This is a genomic window from Actinomadura sp. DC4 (assembly GCF_030406325.1).
Classification (GTDB): domain Bacteria; phylum Actinomycetota; class Actinomycetes; order Streptosporangiales; family Streptosporangiaceae; genus Actinoallomurus.
Window position 1 is genome coordinate 86,641 of sequence record NZ_JAUEQY010000006.1, and the last position, 18,726, is coordinate 105,366.

Below are 18,726 nucleotides of genomic sequence, written 5' to 3' on the forward strand. Positions count from 1 at the left end.
TCATGTCGAGTTCGGCCGTTGCGCCAGTCGCCACGGGCGACGTGATGAAGGCGCCAGATGACCAGTCGGCCGGGCAACGACCACGGCTCTACCGCGAGATCCTGCTCATCGCCCTGTGCTACAGCGCGTACTCCTTCGTCCGTAACCTCGTGCCCACCACGCACACCGAGGCGCTGCATCTGGGCGCGCAGATCCTGCGGCTCGAGCACACGCTGCACCTGGACCCGGAGATGTCGATCAACCGGCTCTTCCTCCACGTCCACTGGCTCGGCGTGCTCGCGAACTACTACTACTCGACGCTCCACTTCGTCGTCACCCCCTTCGTGCTGGGCTGGCTCTACCTCCGCCACCAGGACCGCTACGTCTTCTACCGGCGGCTGATCTTCGCGACGACGGTGCTGGCGCTGATCGGCTTCTATCTGATGCCCCTCGCGCCCCCGCGGATGCTGCCCGGTTTCGTGGACACCGTCCTGGCCTTCCACACGCAGGGCCTGTACGCCTCGGGCGCCTCGCCGGTCGGCTCGGTCTCCAACCAGTACGCCGCGATGCCGTCCCTGCACACCGGCTGGGCGCTGTGGTGCGCGATCGCCGTCGCGGACGTGGTCCGCCGCCGCTGGCTGAAGATCCTCATCTTCTGCTACCCCGCCGCGACCGTGGTCGTGATCCTGGGCACCGCCAACCACTATCTCCTCGACGCCGTCGGCGGAGCCGTCACGCTCGGCGCGGGCTACCTCGCCGCCCGGAGCGTACGCTTCGTGATCCCCCGCCTGGGCCCGGTGGCCCGCGTGTTCTCCACCGACTGACCCAGGAGGCGGGGATGGCCCCCCGTACGACCGAAGACGGCGTGATCGCCGTGCGCTACCGGCGATCGGCGCTGGGCCCGCCCGGCGCCCTCTCCCTGATCCTGGTGCTCGCGACCGCCTGCACCGGACACCTCGCCCTGGGCTCGGGTTCCGGCCCGGCCACCGCGGCGGTCACCGTGAGCGCGCTGCTGACCCTGGTCTTCGTCCCGCTCTACCTGCGCGCCGTCGTCCGCACGCTGCGCGGTGCCCCGCTGCTCAGCCTGGACCGTGACGGGGTCACGCTGCACTCGGCCCGGGTCACGCTGCCGTGGTCGAACGTCGCGGAGATCCGGATCGTCCACAAGCCCGGCCACGCCGACCTGCTCGTGTTCGTCCCGGTCGACGGACGTCAGGCGGTGGAGTCGCTGCACGGGCTACCGAGGAGGTTCGCCTCCGACGGCATCCGGCGCGTCGGCGGCCCGATCTTCCTGCGCGTCCCACAGCTCGCCGACCCGGTCGAGGATCTCCTGAGCGCCGCCCGGCGCCTGACCACCGCGCCAGTACGCCACCAGCACGCCCTCGCCGGCCGCTGACCTCAGAGCCGTCGCGCGACGGCGGTCATCCAGTCGTCCGGTACGGCGAATCCGAAGCTCCAGCGGTGCACGGGGTGCGGGGTTCGCGACGCAGTGCCACAGGAGCCGCCGCGGGTCCTGCTCGATCTTGAAGAACCGCACCGTCCGCGGCCGTTCGCGCAAGGTCACGATCTCGTGGGTCCGCGGGTCCATGTAGCGGAAGAACGACGCCTCGGGCCGCTCGTCGAAGTCGACGACGTGCATGCGCCAGCCCGGCTGCGTCTCGTCGGTGTGCCACAGCCGGTAGCCCGACGGCGGGTACCAGAGGCTGCACGAGAAGCGGATCTCCGAGCCGAAGAAGTCCTCGAGCGTGCGGATCACCCGGTGCTTGGCCTCGAGGTAGCCGTCATAGCCCGGGTGGTCGGCGTGCTCGTCGAGGTTGACGAGATGGAGGTCACGCCGGGGCGCGCCCGAGCCGAGCGCCGGGTCGCGCCAGTGCGCCCGCGTCATCGTCTCGTGCCGCCGCCGAGGACGTAGAAGATCGCGAGGTGCCCGCCGAGCTCGGCGAAGACCCGGTCGGCCTCCTCGCGGGTGTTCAGGCGGTTGTGGCCGGCCGGGACCAGCGCCTCGTAGCCGTAAGATGGCCGGGCCAGCACCCGCCGCGTGGCGAAGCCGAGGACCCCGTCGGCGCGCAGCCGGGCGAGCAGCTCCTGCGTGGCCGCCTCGGAGCGGACGCAGCGGGGCTTGTAGACGAACGAGCCGATGCCGCCGCAGGACTGCTCGGCCTCGACGACGGCGACGCTCCGCGCGCCGGCGCGGTGGCCGGACAGGCCGAGGCGCAGCGAGCGGAACGAGGTGATCTTCGCGCCGAGGATCTCGCGGCCGATCTCCTCGCGGTCGGCGGCGAGGCGGTCGATCAGCTCGCCGCCGAAGCCGGCGAGCAGGGCGGTGACCTCGGCCAGCCAGCGTCCGAGGACCGGGAACCGGAGGTAGAAGCGGTGGTACGCGACGGTGTCGGCGAACGTCGCGTCCGCCTCCACCGCCTGAGCCAGGGACGGCCCGAAGCGGTCGAGCAGATGCCGCTCGACGTCACCGGCCAGCCGGCGCTCGAACCGGCCGGGGTGGCGTGCCCGCGCGATCTCCAGCCGGCGGCCGAGCTCGGCCAGGAACGGCGCGCAGGCCGCCGCCGGCCGTCCCCGGCGGGCCGCCGCGGCCGGGCAGCCGTTCAGCGCCGCCTGGTAGGTCGGCAGCCAGGAGGCGTGGACGCCGGCGAACACCTCACGGGTCGCGGCGTTCGCGTCGTCGAGGCCGAGCTCGTGGTGGCGGTAGGCGGTCAGGACGGCCGCGATGTCGTCCCTGCTACGCCCGGAACGGCGGGACAGCCGGCCGGCCAGCCGGTCGATCCTCCCGGTCTCCAAACGCGGAAGCACCCGCGGGGTCGCGGTCGTGCCCGCGGCACGCAGGGCGGCCACCACTCGCGTCCGCTCGGACAGGTTGGCCGCGCGGGCGGCGAGGTCGAGGAAGGGATGGTCGCTCATGGGGAGAAACTGCTCCTGCGGTCGCGAGGGGGACGGTGGGCCGGCGCTCGCCGGCCCACCGCCGACGCACGGGGTGTGGGCCCCCTGTGCCGCTTACTTGGTCATGCCGTCGCAGGTCGCCGTGGCCGGGCGCCGCCGCCTTCGTCAAGCGCCGTCAGGCGCAGATCTTTCTCGCGGCGGTGCCCTTGAACGGCGTAATGTCGGACATCAACCCCTCCTTACCGAAAAACGGGCTACTGACATTTTCCGGGGACGACGCTCGATATCGTCTGATTTCCGGTCGTCACCGCTGTTCTGTCGGCGGACAAGCCCCCTTTTGTGATCGGCGAGTCCCAATCTAGAAAGGGGTTCTTTCAGTCCGCTTACAGTTCGCCTTCAGGCGGCGTTGACGAGAGCCGGGGGTCGTCGCGGAGGATGGCGATGTGCAGGTCGCGCACCTCGTGCCCGGGGCGTACGCCGAGCCTGTTGCGCAGCGACTTGGTCACCTCGGCGTACACCTCGAGCGCCTCGGCGGGCCGGCCGCAGCGGTACAGCGCGACCATGAGCTGGCCCCAGAATCGCTCGTGGAACGGGTGCTTGCCGGTCAGCGCCCGCAACTCGCCGACGAGCCGGTCGTGCCGGCCGAGCGCGAGGTCGACCTCGTGCCTTCGTTCGAGCGTGCGCAGGTGCTCTTCGACCAGGCTCGGCACGACGTCGCGGTGCAGCGAGTCCGAGCGCACGTCCGGCAGGACCGGCCCGCGCCACAGGTCGAGCGCCCGGGTCAGGCCGTCCGACTCCGCCGGGAGGTCGCCCCGCTCGCCGGCCGTACGCGCCGCGCCGACCATGTCGCGGAAGCGGATGAGGTCGAGGCCGCCGGCGGAGACCTCGATGCCGTAGCCGGCCGCCGAGGTGCGGATCGGGCCGTCGCCGCCCCGGGCCGCGAGGGGGTCAAGGGTCTGCCGCAGGCGGGTGACGTAGGTGTGCAGCGCCCCGCGCGGAGCGCGGGGCGGGTCGCCGCCCCAGAGGCGTTCGGTGAGCTCCTCGACCGCCACGAAGCGGTTGGCGCTCAGCAGGAGCGTGGCGAGGAGCACACGCTGTTTGCCCGCCGCCACGGGAACGCGCCGCGTATCGATGGAGACCTCGAGCGGACCGAGAACGCGAAAATCCAGACCATGCACGACGGACTCCAGGCTCGCTTTTCGTACCGCGATCCGGCTGTTTTCGACGCACCATGGTCCACGCGGAACTGCCGAGTGTCACGGGTTTCGGGCTCGTACGATACAGGCCATGACGTTGGCGGACAATCACGATCAATGGCCGATGGCCTGGGGCGATGACGAAGCTTTCCACACTTTGCCACGATCGTTAGACCAGTCGTTTCTCACCGGCCGTTCCGGTTGTTCGTGACCGACCGTGAGCGACCGTCGAATTCCGGCATCATCCGCCTGAATAAAGCGTATTAAATGCCTTATCTCCGGGCAGAAAGTCAATCCAGGTCATCGTTGCCGTAGAAGACGCGTTCCATCACCCGGCGGGCGTGCCGGGCGTGGCGGCGGTAGTCCTCCAGAAGGGCGCCGGACGCCGGGTAGCCCAGCAGGCTGGTGACCGCGGACCGTTCGCGGTGGTGTTCGGTCGGCAGCAGGTCCGAGGCACGCCCGCGCACGAGCATGGTCGCGTTGCGGATGCGCGTGGCCATCCGCCAGGCGTCGGTCAGCGTCGTCGCGTCGTCGCGGTCGAGCACGCCCGCGTCCGCGGCCGCGTCGAGGGCGGCGAGCGTGCGGGTGGTGCGCAGGCCGGGCACCTCGTGGGCGTGCTGGAGCTGCAGGAGCTGGGCCACCCACTCCACGTCCGACAGGCCGCCGGGCCCCAGCTTCGTATGGAGGCGCCGGTCGACGCCCCGCGGAAGGCGCTCGGCCTCCATGCGGGCCTTCAACCGCCGGATCTCGCGCAGCGCGGTCTCGTCCACCCCGCGCTCGGGCCAGCGTACGGGGTCGATCAGCTCCTGGAACCGCGAGCGGAGCCCCTCGTCGCCGATGAGCGGCGCGGCGCGCAGCAGCGCCTGACTCTCCCACGGAGCGGACCAGCGGCGGTAGTAGGAGGCGTACGAGTCGAGGGTGCGGACGAGCGGTCCCTGCCGTCCCTCGGGCCGCAGGCCGGGGTCGATCACCAGCGGCGGGTCGGAGGCGGGCAGCGCGAGCAGCCTGCGGAGTTCTTCGGCGACCGCGTGCGCGGCCGCCGACGCCTCGCGGTCGACGGCGCCCGGCAGCGGCTCGTGCACGAACATGACGTCCGCGTCGCTGCCGTAGCCCAGTTCGAAACCGCCGTACCGGCCCATGGCCACGATCGCGAACCGCGTCGGCAGCGGCCCGCGCAGCTCGCCCTCGATCTTGTCGATGGCGACCCGCAGGGCGGCGTCGAGCGTGACCGTCGTGATCGAGGTCAGCGCCTCGGCGGTGGCGCGCTCGTCCAGGAGGCCCAGCAGGTCGGCGACGGCCGTACGGAACAGCTCACGGCGGCGCAGGCCGCGTATGGCCGCGACGGCGTCGGCCGGGCGGTCCTGGTGAGGGCGCGCGGCGGCGGACTCGATGTAGCGGCGCGCCGCGGCCTGGGCCTCACTCTGCAGCGCGGTGGCCGGCCGCGGCACGAGACCGGTCTCGCCGCCGAGCATGGCGACCGCCTCCGGCGCGCGCAGGAGCAGCTCCGTGGCGTACCGGCTGGAGGCCAGCACGTGCGCCATCCGCTCGGCCACCGACACGTCGTCGCGGAGCAGCCGGAGGTACCACGGCGTGGTGCCCAGCTCGTCGCTGACCTGGCGGAAGCCGAGCAGCCCGGCGTCGGGGTCCGGGCAGTCGGCGAACCAGTCGAGCATCACCGGGAGGAGGGTCCGCTGGATCGCGGCACGGCGTGAGACGCCGGAGGTCAGGGCCTCCAGATGCCGGAGCGCGCCGGCCGGGTCGGTGTAGCCGAGGGCCTCCAGGCGCGTACGCGCGGCCTCGCGGGTGAGCCGGGCCTCCTCTCCGGGCAGCCGGGCCACGGCCTGCAGCAGCGGGCGGTAGAACAGCTTCTCGTGCAGCCGCCGCACCTCGCGGGCGTGCCGGCGCCACTCGGCGGTGAACTCCCGAACGGGATCGGCGCGGAAGCCGAGCGCGCGGCCCAGCCGCCGCAGGTCGTCCGGCTCCTCGGGAACGAGGTGGTTGCGCCGCAGCCGGTGCAACTGGATCAGGTGCTCGACGCGGCGCAGGAAGCGGTACGCGGTGCCGAGCGCGGCGGCGTCGCCCCGCCCGACGTAGCCGCCCCACGACAGCTTCTTCAGCGCGATGAGGGTGCCCGGGCCGCGCAGCTCCTCGTCGGCGCGGCCGTGCACGAGCTGGAGGAGCTGTACGGCGAACTCCACGTCGCGCAGGCCGCCGGGGCCGAGCTTGAGCTGGCGCCCGGCCTGTTCGGGCGCGATGTGCTCCACCACGCGGCGCCGCATGGCCTGGACGTCCTCGACGAAGTGGTCCCGGTCCGCCGCGTTCCACACGAGCGGCGCCAGCGTCTGGACGTACTCCTCGCCGAGCTTGCGGTCGCCCGCGACGGGCCGTGCCTTGAGCAGCGCCTGGAACTCCCAGGTCTTGGCCCAGCGCTCATAGTAGGCCTGGTGACTCGCGAGCGTACGGACGAGGGGCCCGGACCGGCCCTCCGGGCGCAGGGCGGCGTCGACCTCCCACAGCGAGCCCTCGGAGGTGGTCTCCGAGCAGGCCCGCATCATGCCGGAGGCGAGCTTGGCCGCGGCCCGCAGCGCGGCGTCCTCGTCCTGGCCGGGCATGGGCTCGGCGACGAAGACGACGTCGACGTCGCTGACGTAGTTGAGCTCGCGTCCTCCGCACTTGCCCATGCCGATCACGGCGAGCCGGCAGAGCCCGGCCTTCTCGCCGAGGTCGGTACGCGCGATGGCCAGGCCCGCCTCCAGCGCCGCGGCGGCGAGGTCGGCCAGCTCGGCGGCGACGTCCTCCACGCCGATCTCGTGGGCCAGGTCACGGCCCGCGAGGTGCAGCAGCGCCTTCCGGTACGCCACGCGCAGCGCCGGCATCGGCTCTCGCACGCTCGCCCGCGGCATCGCGTCGGCGGGGTCGGCGCCGACCGCGCCCAGCAGCGTGTCGCGCAGCTCGTCGGCCCCGGGCCGGCGTACGGCGCCGGGGCCGGCCAGGACCCGCCAGTCGTCCGGATGCCGTACCAGGTGGTCGGTGAAGGCGGCGCTCACCCCGAGCACGGCGAGCAGGCGGTCGCGCGCGGCGGTGTCCTCGGCCAGCCCCGCGCGTACGTCCGTGGTCTCGATCAGGCGGAGTAGACCGGTGAGCGCCAGGTCGGGGTCGGCGACGGTCCCCAGGGCGTCGAGGAGACCGTCACCGAGGTCGTGCCCTTCGAGCCGGCGTTCGGCACCTTCGGCGTCGGTGACGCCGAGCCTGGCCAGCCGGCCGGCGAGACTCTCAAGTCGGCGTTCGCTCACCAACAAAAGGTATCGGGGCCGGTCGGGCACTCATAGCGACCGACACAAGCCGTTTTCTCCGAGGTAGTCCGCTTTCGGTCAGGTCGCAGGTGATTCGAGCGTGCCGTCGGCCCGGACCCGGCTCAGCAGCTCCTCGGTGAAGCCGCGGACGCCGGTCGCGCCGGCCGGGGTCGTGTGCCGGCCCTCGCGGTAGGCGGCCGCGGTCCGGCCGGGGATCGGCAGGCGCAGGATCGGGCGCCGGCGGCGTACGGCGCCGAGGTAGGTCCGCATCAGGTCGTCCAGGCCCTCGACGCGGGGGCCGCCCATGTCGGGCATCCGGCCCGCGGGTTCGCCGAGGGCGAGCGCCGCGAGACGCCCGGCCACCTCGCCGGTGTCGACGGACTGGACCGCGATGCCGCGCGGCACGATCGCCACGGGCGGCTTGGCGAGCGCGGACAGCGCCATCAGGACGAGGTCGTGGAACTGCGTCGTACGCAGGATCGTCCACGGGAGCCCGGACTCCTCGACCAGCCGCTCGGTCGCGAACTTGGCCTTGAAGTAGGGCAACGGGATCTCGTCCACGCCGACGATCGAGATGTAGACCAGATGCGGATCGCCGGAGATCGCCTCCAGCAGCCGGCGCGTGGCGCCGACGTCGCGGTCGGGCCGGCGCCGGTCGAAGCCGGAGCTCGCCGCGTGCACGATCACGTCGGCGCCCGCCAGCGCCCCGGGGAGCCCGGCGCCGGTCTCCAGGTCGCCGCGGACCGTCGTGGCGCCCTCGACGGTGCCGGTCCCGCGCGTGAGCACCCGTACGTCGGCCCGGCCGGACAGCGCCGGGACGAGGCGGCGGCCGAGGACGCCGGTGCCTCCGGTAACAAGAATTGTCGTCATGCCCACACGACGGGACCGGCGGCCCGTACGTGACATCGCCCCGCGCCCCCGTGTCGGCGGGCGCCGGGCGACCATGCTCAGATGACGGGCTCGGCCAGTGCCTCGGGGGCCGCGTCCTTCGAGGCCTCGGGCCCGCGCCCGCTGCGGAGCGGTACCTCGCGGACGAACCAGGCGACGACGAAGCCGAGGAACGCGAGCACCGCGCCGCCGATCATCGTGCCGTGCAGGCCGTTGGTGATGCCCGTCTTGAACGCGTCCTGCACCGGGGCCGGCAGGGTCTGGAGCAGCGCCGGGGTCACGTGGGTGCCGCCGGAGGCGATCGCCTGGCCGGCCTTGTCACCGAGCCGCGAGGTCAGTGAGTCCTCCAGGCGGCTGGTGAAGATCGACCCGAGCAGGGCGATGCCCAGCGAGCCCCCGATCGTACGGAACAGGGTGACCGCGCCGCTGGCCGCGCCCATGTCGCGCAGGGTCACGCTGTTCTGGGTGATCAGCGTGGTGTTCTGCATGATGAAGCCCATGCCGAGCCCGGCCACGAGGGTGAGCGCCGATGCCTCGAAGGTGCTGGTGTTGACCTTCAGCAGGAGCATGACCAGCATGCCGGCGGTCAGCACCGCCCCACCGATGATCGGGTAGACGCGGTAGCGGCCGTTGCGCATGATGAGCTGGCCGACCGTGAGCATGACGGCGAGCATGCCGAACATCAGCGGAAGCAGGAGCAGCCCGCTGGCGGTCGCGGAGGCGCCGCGTACGTCCTGCATGTACTGCGGGAGGAAGTTCACCGCGCCGAACATCGCCGCGCCGACGAGGAAGCTCAGGATCTGCGCGATGGTGAAGTTGCGGTTGCGGAACAGCCGCAGCGGCAGGATCGGCTCGGGGACACGGCCCTCGACGAAGACGAACAGGACCAGCGCGACGACGCTCACGACGGCGAGCCCGATGATCTGCGCCGAGGCCCAGGGGTACTCCGTGCCGCCCCAGGCCGCCACCAGCGTCAGGCAGACGATGCCGCCGGTCAGGAGCAGCGCGCCCCAGTAGTCGATCTTGGCCTTGAGGTGCGGCGTGTGCAGGTGCATGCCCAGGCCGGTGACGAGCAGCGCCACGGCGCCGAGCGGCAGGTTGACATAGAACGCCCAGCGCCAGCTCAGGTGGTCGGTGAGGAACCCGCCGAGCAGCGGGCCGCCGACGAACGCGACGGGCATCATGCCGCCGATGATCGCCTGGAAGCGCCCGCGTTCCCGCGGCGGCACCAGGTCACCGATGATCGCGAACGCGCCGACCATGAGGCCGCCGGCGCCCAGGCCCTGGATGGCACGGAAGCCGATGAGCTGCCCGATGTTCTGCGACAGGCCCGACAGCATCGACCCGATCAAGAAGATCACGATCGAGGACATGAACATGCCCTTGCGGCCGTACAGGTCGCCGAGCTTGCCCCAGATCGGGGTCGCGGCGGCGGTGGCGAGCGTGTACGCCGTGACGACCCAGGACAGGTGGCTGATGCCGCCCAGCTCACCGACGATCGTGGGAAGCGCGGTGCCGACGATCAGGTTGTCGAGCATCGCCAGGAACATTCCCAGCATCAACCCGATGATCGCGATGTAGATGGACCGAGTACTTCTCACCGACTCGGAGTCCTCGGTGTTGCTCCCCGACATGGATAACCTCTCCCCTAGATGGACGGCGTCCTTACTTGCCGACCGGCTAGCAAGCTTACTTGCCGTACGGTAGGCTATCAAGCCTAGCCGGGCGGCAAGTAAGTCTTATTCCAGGTTTGCAGCAAAAGGTGGAGACATGGGCGAGCGACGAAGCGGCACGCGCGAGAGGATCCAGGCCGTCGCGGTCGAACTGTTCGCCGAGCACGGCTACGAGAAGACCTCGCTGCGCGAGATCGCCGAGCGGCTGGACGTGACGAAGGCGGCGCTGTACTACCACTTCAACACCAAAGAGGCCATCGTCGTCAGCCTCTTCGAGGACCTGATCGCGGGCATCGACGAGATCATCACCTGGGCGGAGGCCCAGCCGCGCACGCTGGAGACCCGCGAGGAGATCCTCCGCCGCTACGCCCGCCTGGCCCGCGCGCGGCCGAAGGGCATGATGCGCTTCATCCAGGAGAGCAAGACCACCATGCAGGAACTGGCGCCCGGGGAGAACCTCCAGTGCCGCTTCCGCACGCTGTCGGGCCTGCTGCGCGATCCGGACGCGTCGCTGACCGAGCAGCTCAAGTCGTCCCTGGCCCTGATCACGGCCAGCGCCTCGGTGTTCATGCTGAAGGACACGGACTCGACGGACGAGGAGCGGTACGACGCCGGCCTCGAGGTCGCCCTGCAACTGGTCGCCGGCACCCCGGTCCACAGCTGACGACGCCGTGGCCGACCTGGGCCGGACGGTGGCGATGACCCTGTCTCCTCTGGTGAGATCGTCCCGTGAGGGCGGCGCGGGAAGCGTCGCCGGGTGACGACCGAGGGCGGGGGCGCCATGGCCGCCAGGCGAGAGCCGATCCGCCGGCGGTCCTGGACGGGACCGGCCGCCGCCGCGGGCCTCGCACTCGCGCTGTCGGGCGGATGCACGACGGAGAGATCCAGTGTGGCGGTTCCGCCCAAGGGCCACGAAGCACCGCTGCCGACGGTGCACTACTCGTTCGGGACCCAGCCTCCGCCGTGGACCAAACCGCTCAACGTGCTGGGAGGCGCCGACGCCGCCGGGCTCGCCAGCGGCCCGGTGGAGGGCACCGCCCGGCACTTCTACGGCCATCTCGACGTCTTCGCGAACGGCAGACCCATCAAGGTCGCCACCGGTCTCGGGGTGGACGGAAAGTTCGCCTCCGAAGTGCGCACGCGCGGCAAGGGCGTCCTGGTCGTCGCGTCGTCGGACGCCGGCAAACGCTTCACCCTCGGACAACTGTTCCTCGAGTGGGGCGTGCGCCTCGACCCGGCGCACCTCGGCGGCTTCACCGCCGACACGAGCCACCCGCTCACCACCTACGTCGGCGGCGTCGAGCGGACCGGCGACCCGGCGATGGTCGAGCTTCTTCCGCACATCGAGATAGCGCTGGTCTACGGAGCGCCCCCGCCGAAGATCCCCGCGAGCTACGCCTTCCCGCGCGGAGAGTGATACGCCGAGTCCGTACGGTGGACGCACCCCGCTCCGTCGCCAGTCACGATCGCGCCGACAGGAGCACGCGTGGAAGTCCACGGCTGGGCCCACGACCTGTACCTGGTTCTTTCGCGACCTGGGGAGCCTTCGCGACCTTCTACGGAGGATGGTTCCTCCGTGGAGACCCGGTCCGGCCCGAGGAGTCTCCCCGCGTAAGTGAGACCATCGAGGTCTTCTACGATCCCCGCGAACCGCAGGACATGTTCACGGCGCCGGGCCGGCGTGATGACCGCCATGGGCGCGGAGAGTGACCTCGGTGCCGTAACGGAAGACCGTCCGCGTGCGCAGGTCCGGGCCGACGGTCAGGTGACCGTCGGCCCGGTCGGCCGTACGGGTCCGATCAGCGCGGAGCCGCGCTTACAGGATCGCGAGGTAGCGCTTGCGCTCGTACTCGGTGACCTGGCGGCGGTAGTCCTCCCACTCCGCGCGCTTGTTGCGCAGGAAGAAGTCGAAGACGTGTTCGCCGAGGACCTCGGCCACCAGGTCGCTGCGCTCCATCGCGGCGATCGCCTCGTCCAGGCTCTGCGGCAGCGGCTCGATGCCCATCGCGCGGCGTTCGCCCGGGGTCAGGGCCCACACGTCGTCCTCGGCGCCCGGCGGCAGTTCGTACCCCTCCTCGATGCCCCGCAGGCCCGCTCCGAGGATCACCGCGAACGCGAGGTACGGGTTGCACGCCGTGTCCAGTGAGCGGAACTCGATGCGGGTCGCGTGACCCTTCTGCGGCTTGTACATCGGCACGCGTACGAGGGCGGAGCGGTTGTTGTGGCCCCAGCAGATGTACGGCGGCGCCTCGCCGCCGGCGCCCGCGGAGGCGCCGACGCCGCCCCAGAGCCGCTTGTAGGAGTTGACCCACTGGTTCGTGACCGCGGTCAGCTCGGCCGCGTGCCGCAGCACGCCCGCGATGAACGCGCGGCCCACCTTGGAGAGCTGGAACTCCGCGCCGGGCTCGTAGAAGGCGTTGCGGTCGCCCTCGAACAGGGACATGTGCGTGTGCATGCCCGAGCCGGGCTGGTCGGTGAACGGCTTGGGCATGAACGAGGCGAACACGCCGTGCTCCAGCGCGACCTCCTTCATCACCAGCCGGAACGTCATGATGTTGTCGGCCGTGGTGAGGGCGTCGGCGTAGCGCAGGTCGATCTCCTGCTGGCCGGGGCCGCCCTCGTGGTGGCTGAACTCCACCGAGATGCCCATCGACTCCAGCATCATGATCGCGCTGCGCCGGAAGTCGTGGGCGGCGCGGTGCGGGGTGTGGTCGAAGTAGCCGCCCGAGTCGACCGGCTGCGGCTCGCCGCCTTCCACCTGCTCCTTGAGGAGGTAGAACTCCAGCTCAGGGTGGGTGTAGAAGGTGAAGCCGAGGTCGGCCGCGCGCGCCAGGGTGCGCTTGAGGACGTAGCGCGGGTCGGCGAAGCTCGGCGTGCTGTCCGGCATGAGGATGTCGCAGAAGATGCGCGCCGTGCCCGGGGACTCGGCCCGCCACGGCAGCACCTGGAAGGTCGAGGGGTCCGGCTTGGCGAGCATGTCGGCCTCGTGGATCCGCGCGAAACCCTCGATCGAGGATCCGTCGAAGCCGATGCCTTCGGCGAACGCCTGCTCGAGCTCGGCAGGCGCGACAGCGACCGACTTGAGGAACCCGAGCACGTCGGTGAACCACAGCCGGATGAAGCGGATGTCGCGCTCCTCGAGAGTGCGGAGCACGAACTCCTGCTGACGGTCCACAACCGATCCCTTCGTAAGCCGGGAGACATCTTTGGCAACTTACATTCTGCCGCCTCCGTGTTTCCCCCACGTTACGGGTCCACGGCGTGCGTTTCGTCACACCGGCCCAGGTCAGGCGTCCTCTACCTCGCCGACCTGCGCCGCCGCCGGGTCGAGCACGCGGGACAGGAACGTACGGGCGCGGTCGCTGGCCGGGGAGCCGATCACGTCGGCGGCCGGGCCCTCCTCGACGATCACTCCGCCGTCCATGAAGACCACCCGGTCCGCGACCTCGCGGGCGAAGGTCATCTCGTGGGTGACCACCATCATGGTCATGCCCTCGACGGCGAGCCCGCGCATGACGGCCAGCACGTCGCCGACCAGTTCGGGGTCCAGGGCCGAGGTCGGCTCGTCGAAGAGCATCACCGACGGGCCCATGGCCAGGGCGCGGGCGATCGCCACCCGCTGCTGCTGTCCGCCGGACAGCTGCGCGGGGTAGGCGTCGACCTTGTCGCTGAGCCCGACGCGCTCCAGGTTGGCGCGCGCCACCTCGTCGGCCTCCGCCGCGGACCGGCGCAGCACCTTGCGCTGGGCGATGGTGACGTTGGCCAGCGCGGACAGGTGCGGGAACAGGTTGAACTGCTGGAACACCATGCCGATACGGCGGCGTACGGCGTCGATGTCGCACTCGGGGTCGGTCAGCTCGACGCCGTCGACGGTGACCGAGCCCGAGGTCGGCACCTCCAGGAGGTCCACGCAGCGCAGCAGGGTCGACTTGCCGGACCCGGACGGGCCGATCACGCAGACGACCTCGCCGGCCGCGACCTCCAGGTCGATGCCGCGTAGCACCTCCAGGTCGCCGAAGGACTTGTGCAGATCGCGTACCTCGATCATCGCTGTCCCCTCTTCTGCCGGGCCTCCAGGCGCCGCGCCAGGTAGCTCAGCGGGATCGTGACGATGAGATAGCAGAGCGCGGCGGCGATGATGGGGGTGGTGTTGCCCTGCGTGCTGGCCGCGTCCTTGGCGAACTTCGACAGCTCCCGCTGCTGCAGGGTGATGCCGAGGTACAGCGCGAGCGAGGAGTCCTTGACCAGCAGGACCAGCTCGTTCGTGAGCGGCGGGATCACGAGCCGCAGCGCCTGCGGGATCACGATGGAGCGCATCGCCTTGCCGTGCGACATGCCGAGCGTGCGCGCGGCCTCCATCTGCCCGCGGGGCACCGACTCGATGCCGGCCCGGATCGTCTCGGCCATGTACGCGGCGGAGACCAGCCCGAGCGCGAGCGCGGCCTGGCCGTAGACGCCGCCGGGCAGGTTGGCGCCGGGAAAGGCGAGCGGGACGCCGGTGCCGACGAAGATGAAGATCAGCAGTGCCGGCAGCCCGCGGAAGATCTCGATGTAGACGAGGGCGAACCAGCGGTACGGCGCCGCGGACGACAGCCGCATCAGCGCCAGCACCAGTCCCCCGGCGAGGCCGAGCGCGAACCCGGTGACCGTGAAGACCAGCGTGTTGCGCAGCCCGACCGTGATGACGTCGGGAAAGAGCTGCTCGGCGATGCTCCAGTTGGCGAAGTTGGTGTGGATCTCGCCCCAGTCCGCCGAGGACAGCAGCGCGACGACGATGACCAGGAAGATGCCGTACTCGCCGCCGAGGACGAGTTGTCTCCGGCGGCGCCGCGTGAGCCGGGGCGCCGCCTCTTCGGACACGGCCATTGTCAGGCGCCCGCCGGCAGCGGGCCGATCCACTTCTCGTAGATCTTCTTGTACTCGCCGTCCTGCTTGGACTGGTCGATGGCCTGGTTGATCATCGCGAGGAGCTTGGGGTTGTGGCCCTTGCGCACGGCGAAGCCGTACTGCTCACCGGTGTTGAGGTTGCCCGCGACGCCGTACGCGGAGTTCGCCGAGTCCTTCAGCCAGCCCTGCACGACCGGGTAGTCCTCGACGATCACGTCGACCTGGCCGCTGCGCAGGCCGTTGAGCAGGCTGGCGGAGTCCTCGAAGGACTTGGAGTCGATGCCCTTGCCCTGGACGTACTCCTCGCCGGTGGTCTGGGCCTGCGAGCCGACCTTGATCTTCTTGGCCTTCACGTCGTCGAGCGAGGCGAAGGTCGTGCCCTTCTTGCCCATGAGCGCCTGGGTCGCGTCGAAGTAGGGCTTGGAGAAGTCGATGAACTTGGCCCGCTCCGCCTTGATCGTCATGCCCGCGGCGGCGACGTCGCACTTGCTGCCGTTGAGCGCCGACCCGGTCTTGATGGTCTCGAAGGGGGTGTCGATGACCTGCTGGGTCACGCCGAGCTTCTTGGCCACCAGGTCGATCATGTCGACGTCGAAGCCGACGACCTTTCCTCCCACCGCGGACTGGAACGGCGGGTACGGCAGGTGCGTGCAGGTCGTCAGGTGCCCCTTCTTGACGAGCTTGGCGCCCTGGACCGTCACCCCCTTGCTTCCGCTGCCGCACGCGGTGACGACGAGGGCGGTCGCGCAGATCCCCGCTGCGGCGGCCAGCCGGCGACGTATGGGCACAGTTCCTCCAGGTTCGCTGCAAGCAATGCCCGAGACTATGTCATATCTGCCGCTACCAGGAGAGACGTCACTCGGTCACCGCCTCGCCACGATGGGAGACCGGGCCTGCTCAACCGGCGTCCGGCGGCATCGGGCCCATCCATTTCTCATAGATCCCGCGGTAGGCGCCGTCGGCCTTGCTCCGGGCGATGACCTGGTCGATCATCCGCAGCAGGCCGGGGTTGCGCCCCTTGCGCACGGCGAAGCCGTACCTCTCGCGGGTACGGAGGCCGGCGACGATGGTGAAGTCGGCGTTGTCGCGGTCGGTCAGCCAGTAGCGCACGACGGGGTCGTCCTGGACGAGCACGTCGACCTGGCCGGTGCGCAGCGCGCCGAGTTCGGTGACGGAGTTCTCGTACGCCTTCAGCGCCCAGCCGCGCGCCCGCGCGTACTCCTGGCCGGTGGTGCCGACGACGACGCCGACCCGCATGCCGCCCGCGCCGATGCCGGCCTCCGTGAGACGCGGCTGCCGGCGGGCCATCAGCACCTGGCCGGAGTCGAAGTACGGGCGGGAGAAGTCGACCCGGCCCGCCCGCCGCCGGTTGATCGTCATGCCGGCCGCCGCCACGTCACACTCCCCCGTGGCGAACACCTGCCCGGAGGTGATCGCGGTGAAGTCGGTGTCGACGACCTTCTGGCGGAGTCGCAGCCGCCGCGCCACGAGGTCCATCAGGTCCACGTCGAAGCCGACCACGGCGCCGCGCCGCTCGAACTGGAACGGGGCGTACGGCAGATGCGTGCAGGTGGTCAGCAGTCCCCTGGCGACCAGGCGTACGCCCTGGACGGCCTCGCCGCCGGCCACGGTGCCGCAGGCGGCCAGGAACAGCGCCGCGAACGCGAGGACGGCGGGCGTCCGTGACGGAGCGAAGGGGTGCACGGGGGCCTCCGAGGGGTTCGGATTTCGGCGGGCGGGCAGTCGTCCCGGTCACTGAGATGAGTCAACCAGTTGCGCGGCGTTACTGCCAGTCGGGCGCGGGAGGCCGTCGGCGAGCGGGATGAGACAGTCGCGAAATGTCCGGCCCGTTGGGGCCGATACTCCGCGACGTGCGCCGGGTCCGTTCTGACCGCGCCGGCGGTGCGACGGAGACGAAGGCAAGCCTTGACCGGTTAGCCACTAAATGTCTAACTTCGGAAGTTGATACCCGAAGAGACGGCACGCGAGCCGAATGGTGCAAGCATCAAGCTCGGCCGACCCGGCGAGTGGGCTGAATGTCCTCCGCGAGCGGAACTTCCGCTGGTTCTTCCTCGGCCAGTGCGCTTCGATGCTCGGCGACGGCATGGTGGCGCCGGCCCTGGCCTTCGCGATCCTCAATCTCACCGGCCACGTGTCCGACCTCGGCCTGGTGCTGGCCGCCGGGACCGCCTCGCAGGTCCTGTTCATGCTCGCCGGCGGGGTGATCGCGGACTGGCTCCCCCGCAACGTCCTCATGCTCGGCTCCGACCTCCTGCGCACGGTCAGCCAGGGCCTCATGGCGACCCTGCTGATCACGGGTTCGGCGCGGGTCTGGCAGCTCCTCGTGCTGCAGATGGTGCACGGTCTGGCCGCGGCGCTGTTCATGCCCGCGGTGCCGGGGCTCATCCAGGCCACCACCGCACCCGAACAGCGGCAGCAGGCCAACGCCCTGCGCGTGCTCGCGCTGTCCGGCTCGCTGATCGCCGGCCCGGCGGTGGCGGGCGTGCTCGTCGTGGCGATGGACCCGGGCTGGGCGATCGCCGTCGACGCGGCCACGTTCGCGGCGAGCGCCGCGTGCCTGTCCCGGGTGCGGCTGCGCTATCCGGTCCGCATGGGCCGGTGCCGGTTCGGCCGCGACCTGGCCGACGGGTGGCGGGAGTTCCGGTCGCGGCGGTGGGTGTGGAGCATCATCCTGGCGGCGTCGGTGATGAACCTGCTGTACGCGGGCTTCTCGGTCCTGGGCCCGGCGGTGAGCGTGGCGAGCTTCGGCGGCGCCGGCGCGTGGGCGCTCATCTCGGCGACCTTCGGCGCGGGCTGCCTGGGCGGCAGCCTCGTCGCGCTGTGCGTCCGCCCGCGCTTCCCGCTGCGTTCGGCCCTGATCGTGATGGTGGCGTTCGCCTGCCCGACCCTGACGCTGGCGGCCGGGTCGACGCTGGGCGTGGTCGCGGCGGCGGCGTTCTTCGGCGGCCTGGTGATGATGGTCTTCAACACGCTGTGGGAGACGACGCTGCAACAGCACATCCCGGCGAGAACGCTGTCCCGGGTGAGCGCGTACGAGTGGGCGGGCTCGGTCGCCTGCCAGCCCCTGGGCCTGGTCCTGGTCGCCCCGATCGCGGCCCGCCTCGGCCTGCACGCGACCCTGTGGACCGCGGGCGCCCTCCAGATCCTGGTCGCGCTGTGCCCCCTCCTGATCCCGGAGGTCCGCACCCTGCCCTCGCCGACCACGGACCGGGTCTGTGCCGTACCGCCCGGCCGCGTGTAGGCCCCGGTAGGAGCATCACGGCGGCCGCCGTCACGCCGGGTCAGGGGCCGGTGATCCCGGCCATCAGCGTGTCGACCACCGAGACGGCGAAGTCGTCCGGCATCGGGCCGGCGGCGCGGGCGCGGGCGCGCTGGGCGACCGCGCCCAGCATCAGCCACAGGGTGACCTCGACGTCGAGGTCGGCGCGGAGCTCGCCCGAGGCGATGCCGCGCCGCAGGACCATGCGCAGCACGTCGCGGCGGGGTTCGATGACCTCGCGGGTGAAGCGGGCCATCAGCTCCGGGTAGCGCTCCGCGCCCCCGATGATGCTCCAGTAACAGTCGAGGCGCTTCTTATCGGTCTTGTCCGTCATGAATGCCCGCGCGATGGCGACCAGGTCGTCCCGTACGGAGTCGCCGACCGGCGCCGGGAACGGGGCCTTCAGCGCGGCCAGCGCGTCGATGATGAGGGCTTCCTTGTTGGGCCAGCGGCGGTAGATCGTGGTCTTCCCGACACCGGCGCGTGCCGCGACCGCCTCGATCGAGACGCCCGCGACACCGCCTTCCTCGGCGAGCAGGTCGAGGGTGGCGTCGATGATCGCCTTGTCCGCGCGCTCACTGCGGGGCCGTCCGGGCGGCCGTGCCGTGGTGAGCTGGTCACTCGTCTGGGTCATCGCG

Annotated in this window: 16 protein-coding genes; 4 read left to right on the plus strand and 12 right to left on the minus strand. The window is 71.2% G+C overall.

The window, feature by feature from the left end; genetic code table 11:
• Nucleotides 1-44 precede the first annotated feature (44 nt).
• Entirely contained in the window at nucleotides 45-803 is a 759-nt protein-coding gene (locus tag QWU11_RS11780; protein ID WP_290105207.1) for a phosphatase PAP2 family protein, read from the plus strand.
• Nucleotides 804-1,216: 413 nt separating this feature from the next.
• Here QWU11_RS11780 and QWU11_RS11785 read toward each other — a convergent pair whose 3' ends face one another.
• From QWU11_RS11785 to QWU11_RS11810, 6 genes are all read right to left on the minus strand, one after another.
• Nucleotides 1,217-1,864: a hypothetical protein gene (locus QWU11_RS11785; RefSeq protein ID WP_290105208.1), complete on the minus strand. Its 648-nt coding sequence runs from the start codon at nucleotides 1,862-1,864 to the stop codon at nucleotides 1,217-1,219.
• Nucleotides 1,861-2,892 (minus strand): DUF4135 domain-containing protein, encoded by a 1,032-nt coding sequence (locus QWU11_RS11790; RefSeq protein ID WP_290105209.1) that lies wholly within the window; start codon nucleotides 2,890-2,892, stop codon nucleotides 1,861-1,863. The genes QWU11_RS11785 and QWU11_RS11790 overlap by 4 nt, the downstream gene beginning before the upstream one ends.
• A 362-nt stretch (nucleotides 2,893-3,254) precedes the next feature.
• Complete coding sequence (locus QWU11_RS11795) at nucleotides 3,255-4,049, minus strand: AfsR/SARP family transcriptional regulator (protein WP_290105210.1); 795 nt, start codon at nucleotides 4,047-4,049, stop codon at nucleotides 3,255-3,257.
• Between the two features lie 308 nt (nucleotides 4,050-4,357).
• A complete protein-coding gene (locus QWU11_RS11800) occupies nucleotides 4,358-7,363 on the minus strand; it encodes a bifunctional [glutamine synthetase] adenylyltransferase/[glutamine synthetase]-adenylyl-L-tyrosine phosphorylase (protein WP_290105211.1) in 3,006 nt (1,001 codons plus the stop codon).
• A gap of 75 nt (nucleotides 7,364-7,438) precedes the next feature.
• On the minus strand, nucleotides 7,439-8,230 hold the full coding sequence (locus tag QWU11_RS11805; protein ID WP_290105212.1) for an NAD(P)H-binding protein: 792 nt from the start codon (nucleotides 8,228-8,230) through the stop codon (nucleotides 7,439-7,441).
• A gap of 77 nt (nucleotides 8,231-8,307) precedes the next feature.
• Nucleotides 8,308-9,849, minus strand: coding sequence for an MDR family MFS transporter (locus tag QWU11_RS11810; protein WP_290105213.1), 1,542 nt, complete (start codon nucleotides 9,847-9,849; stop codon nucleotides 8,308-8,310).
• A gap of 169 nt (nucleotides 9,850-10,018) precedes the next feature.
• On the opposite strand from QWU11_RS11810, the gene QWU11_RS11815 reads away from it, so the two are divergent.
• A complete protein-coding gene (locus tag QWU11_RS11815) occupies nucleotides 10,019-10,585 on the plus strand; it encodes a TetR/AcrR family transcriptional regulator (protein ID WP_290105214.1) in 567 nt (188 codons plus the stop codon).
• A 117-nt stretch (nucleotides 10,586-10,702) separates the two neighbouring features.
• Complete coding sequence (locus QWU11_RS11820; protein WP_290105215.1) at nucleotides 10,703-11,338, plus strand: hypothetical protein; 636 nt, start codon at nucleotides 10,703-10,705, stop codon at nucleotides 11,336-11,338.
• A 399-nt stretch (nucleotides 11,339-11,737) separates the two neighbouring features.
• Here QWU11_RS11820 and glnA read toward each other — a convergent pair whose 3' ends face one another.
• The 5 genes from glnA to QWU11_RS11845 all read right to left on the minus strand — a co-directional run bounded on the left by glnA (nucleotide 11,738) and on the right by QWU11_RS11845 (nucleotide 16,512).
• Nucleotides 11,738-13,096 (minus strand): type I glutamate--ammonia ligase, encoded by a 1,359-nt coding sequence (gene glnA / locus QWU11_RS11825; protein WP_290105217.1) that lies wholly within the window; start codon nucleotides 13,094-13,096, stop codon nucleotides 11,738-11,740.
• 111 nt (nucleotides 13,097-13,207) lie between these two features.
• Complete coding sequence (locus tag QWU11_RS11830) at nucleotides 13,208-13,969, minus strand: amino acid ABC transporter ATP-binding protein (protein ID WP_290105218.1); 762 nt, start codon at nucleotides 13,967-13,969, stop codon at nucleotides 13,208-13,210.
• Nucleotides 13,966-14,787, minus strand: a complete 822-nt coding sequence (locus tag QWU11_RS11835; protein ID WP_290105219.1) for an amino acid ABC transporter permease — start codon at nucleotides 14,785-14,787, stop codon at nucleotides 13,966-13,968. Before QWU11_RS11835 ends, QWU11_RS11830 begins: the two co-directional genes overlap by 4 nt.
• Before the next feature lie 2 nt (nucleotides 14,788-14,789).
• On the minus strand, nucleotides 14,790-15,596 hold the full coding sequence (locus QWU11_RS11840; RefSeq protein ID WP_290105221.1) for a transporter substrate-binding domain-containing protein: 807 nt from the start codon (nucleotides 15,594-15,596) through the stop codon (nucleotides 14,790-14,792).
• A 109-nt stretch (nucleotides 15,597-15,705) separates the two neighbouring features.
• Nucleotides 15,706-16,512 carry an ABC transporter substrate-binding protein gene (locus tag QWU11_RS11845; protein ID WP_290105222.1) on the minus strand — a complete coding sequence of 269 codons (807 nt, stop codon included), beginning with the start codon at nucleotides 16,510-16,512 and terminating at the stop codon, nucleotides 15,706-15,708.
• 289 nt (nucleotides 16,513-16,801) lie between these two features.
• Here QWU11_RS11845 and QWU11_RS11850 point away from each other — a divergent pair, with 289 nt between their 5' ends.
• Nucleotides 16,802-18,070, plus strand: coding sequence for an MFS transporter (locus tag QWU11_RS11850; RefSeq protein WP_290105223.1), 1,269 nt, complete (start codon nucleotides 16,802-16,804; stop codon nucleotides 18,068-18,070).
• A 40-nt stretch (nucleotides 18,071-18,110) separates the two neighbouring features.
• Here QWU11_RS11850 and QWU11_RS11855 read toward each other — a convergent pair whose 3' ends face one another.
• Nucleotides 18,111-18,722 (minus strand): TetR/AcrR family transcriptional regulator, encoded by a 612-nt coding sequence (locus QWU11_RS11855; RefSeq protein ID WP_290105224.1) that lies wholly within the window; start codon nucleotides 18,720-18,722, stop codon nucleotides 18,111-18,113.
• Between the last annotated feature and the right edge of the window lie 4 nt (nucleotides 18,723-18,726).

What these genes read in the sequence shown, in the direction of transcription:
- QWU11_RS11815 (WP_290105214.1), top strand. Translation starts at nt 10,019, where the DNA reads ATGGGCGAGCGACGAAGCGGCACGCGCGAGAGGATCCAGGCCGTCGCG.
- QWU11_RS11820 (WP_290105215.1), top strand. Translation starts at nt 10,703, where the DNA reads ATGGCCGCCAGGCGAGAGCCGATCCGCCGGCGGTCCTGGACGGGACCG.
- QWU11_RS11850 (WP_290105223.1), top strand. Translation starts at nt 16,802, where the DNA reads ATGGTGCAAGCATCAAGCTCGGCCGACCCGGCGAGTGGGCTGAATGTC.
- QWU11_RS11855 (WP_290105224.1), bottom strand. Translation starts at nt 18,722, where the DNA reads ATGACCCAGACGAGTGACCAGCTCACCACGGCACGGCCGCCCGGACGG.
- QWU11_RS11780 (WP_290105207.1), top strand. Translation starts at nt 45, where the DNA reads ATGAAGGCGCCAGATGACCAGTCGGCCGGGCAACGACCACGGCTCTAC.
- QWU11_RS11830 (WP_290105218.1), bottom strand. Translation starts at nt 13,969, where the DNA reads ATGATCGAGGTACGCGATCTGCACAAGTCCTTCGGCGACCTGGAGGTG.
- QWU11_RS11785 (WP_290105208.1), bottom strand. Translation starts at nt 1,864, where the DNA reads ATGACGCGGGCGCACTGGCGCGACCCGGCGCTCGGCTCGGGCGCGCCC.
- QWU11_RS11835 (WP_290105219.1), bottom strand. Translation starts at nt 14,787, where the DNA reads ATGGCCGTGTCCGAAGAGGCGGCGCCCCGGCTCACGCGGCGCCGCCGG.
- QWU11_RS11790 (WP_290105209.1), bottom strand. Translation starts at nt 2,892, where the DNA reads ATGAGCGACCATCCCTTCCTCGACCTCGCCGCCCGCGCGGCCAACCTG.
- QWU11_RS11805 (WP_290105212.1), bottom strand. Translation starts at nt 8,230, where the DNA reads ATGACGACAATTCTTGTTACCGGAGGCACCGGCGTCCTCGGCCGCCGC.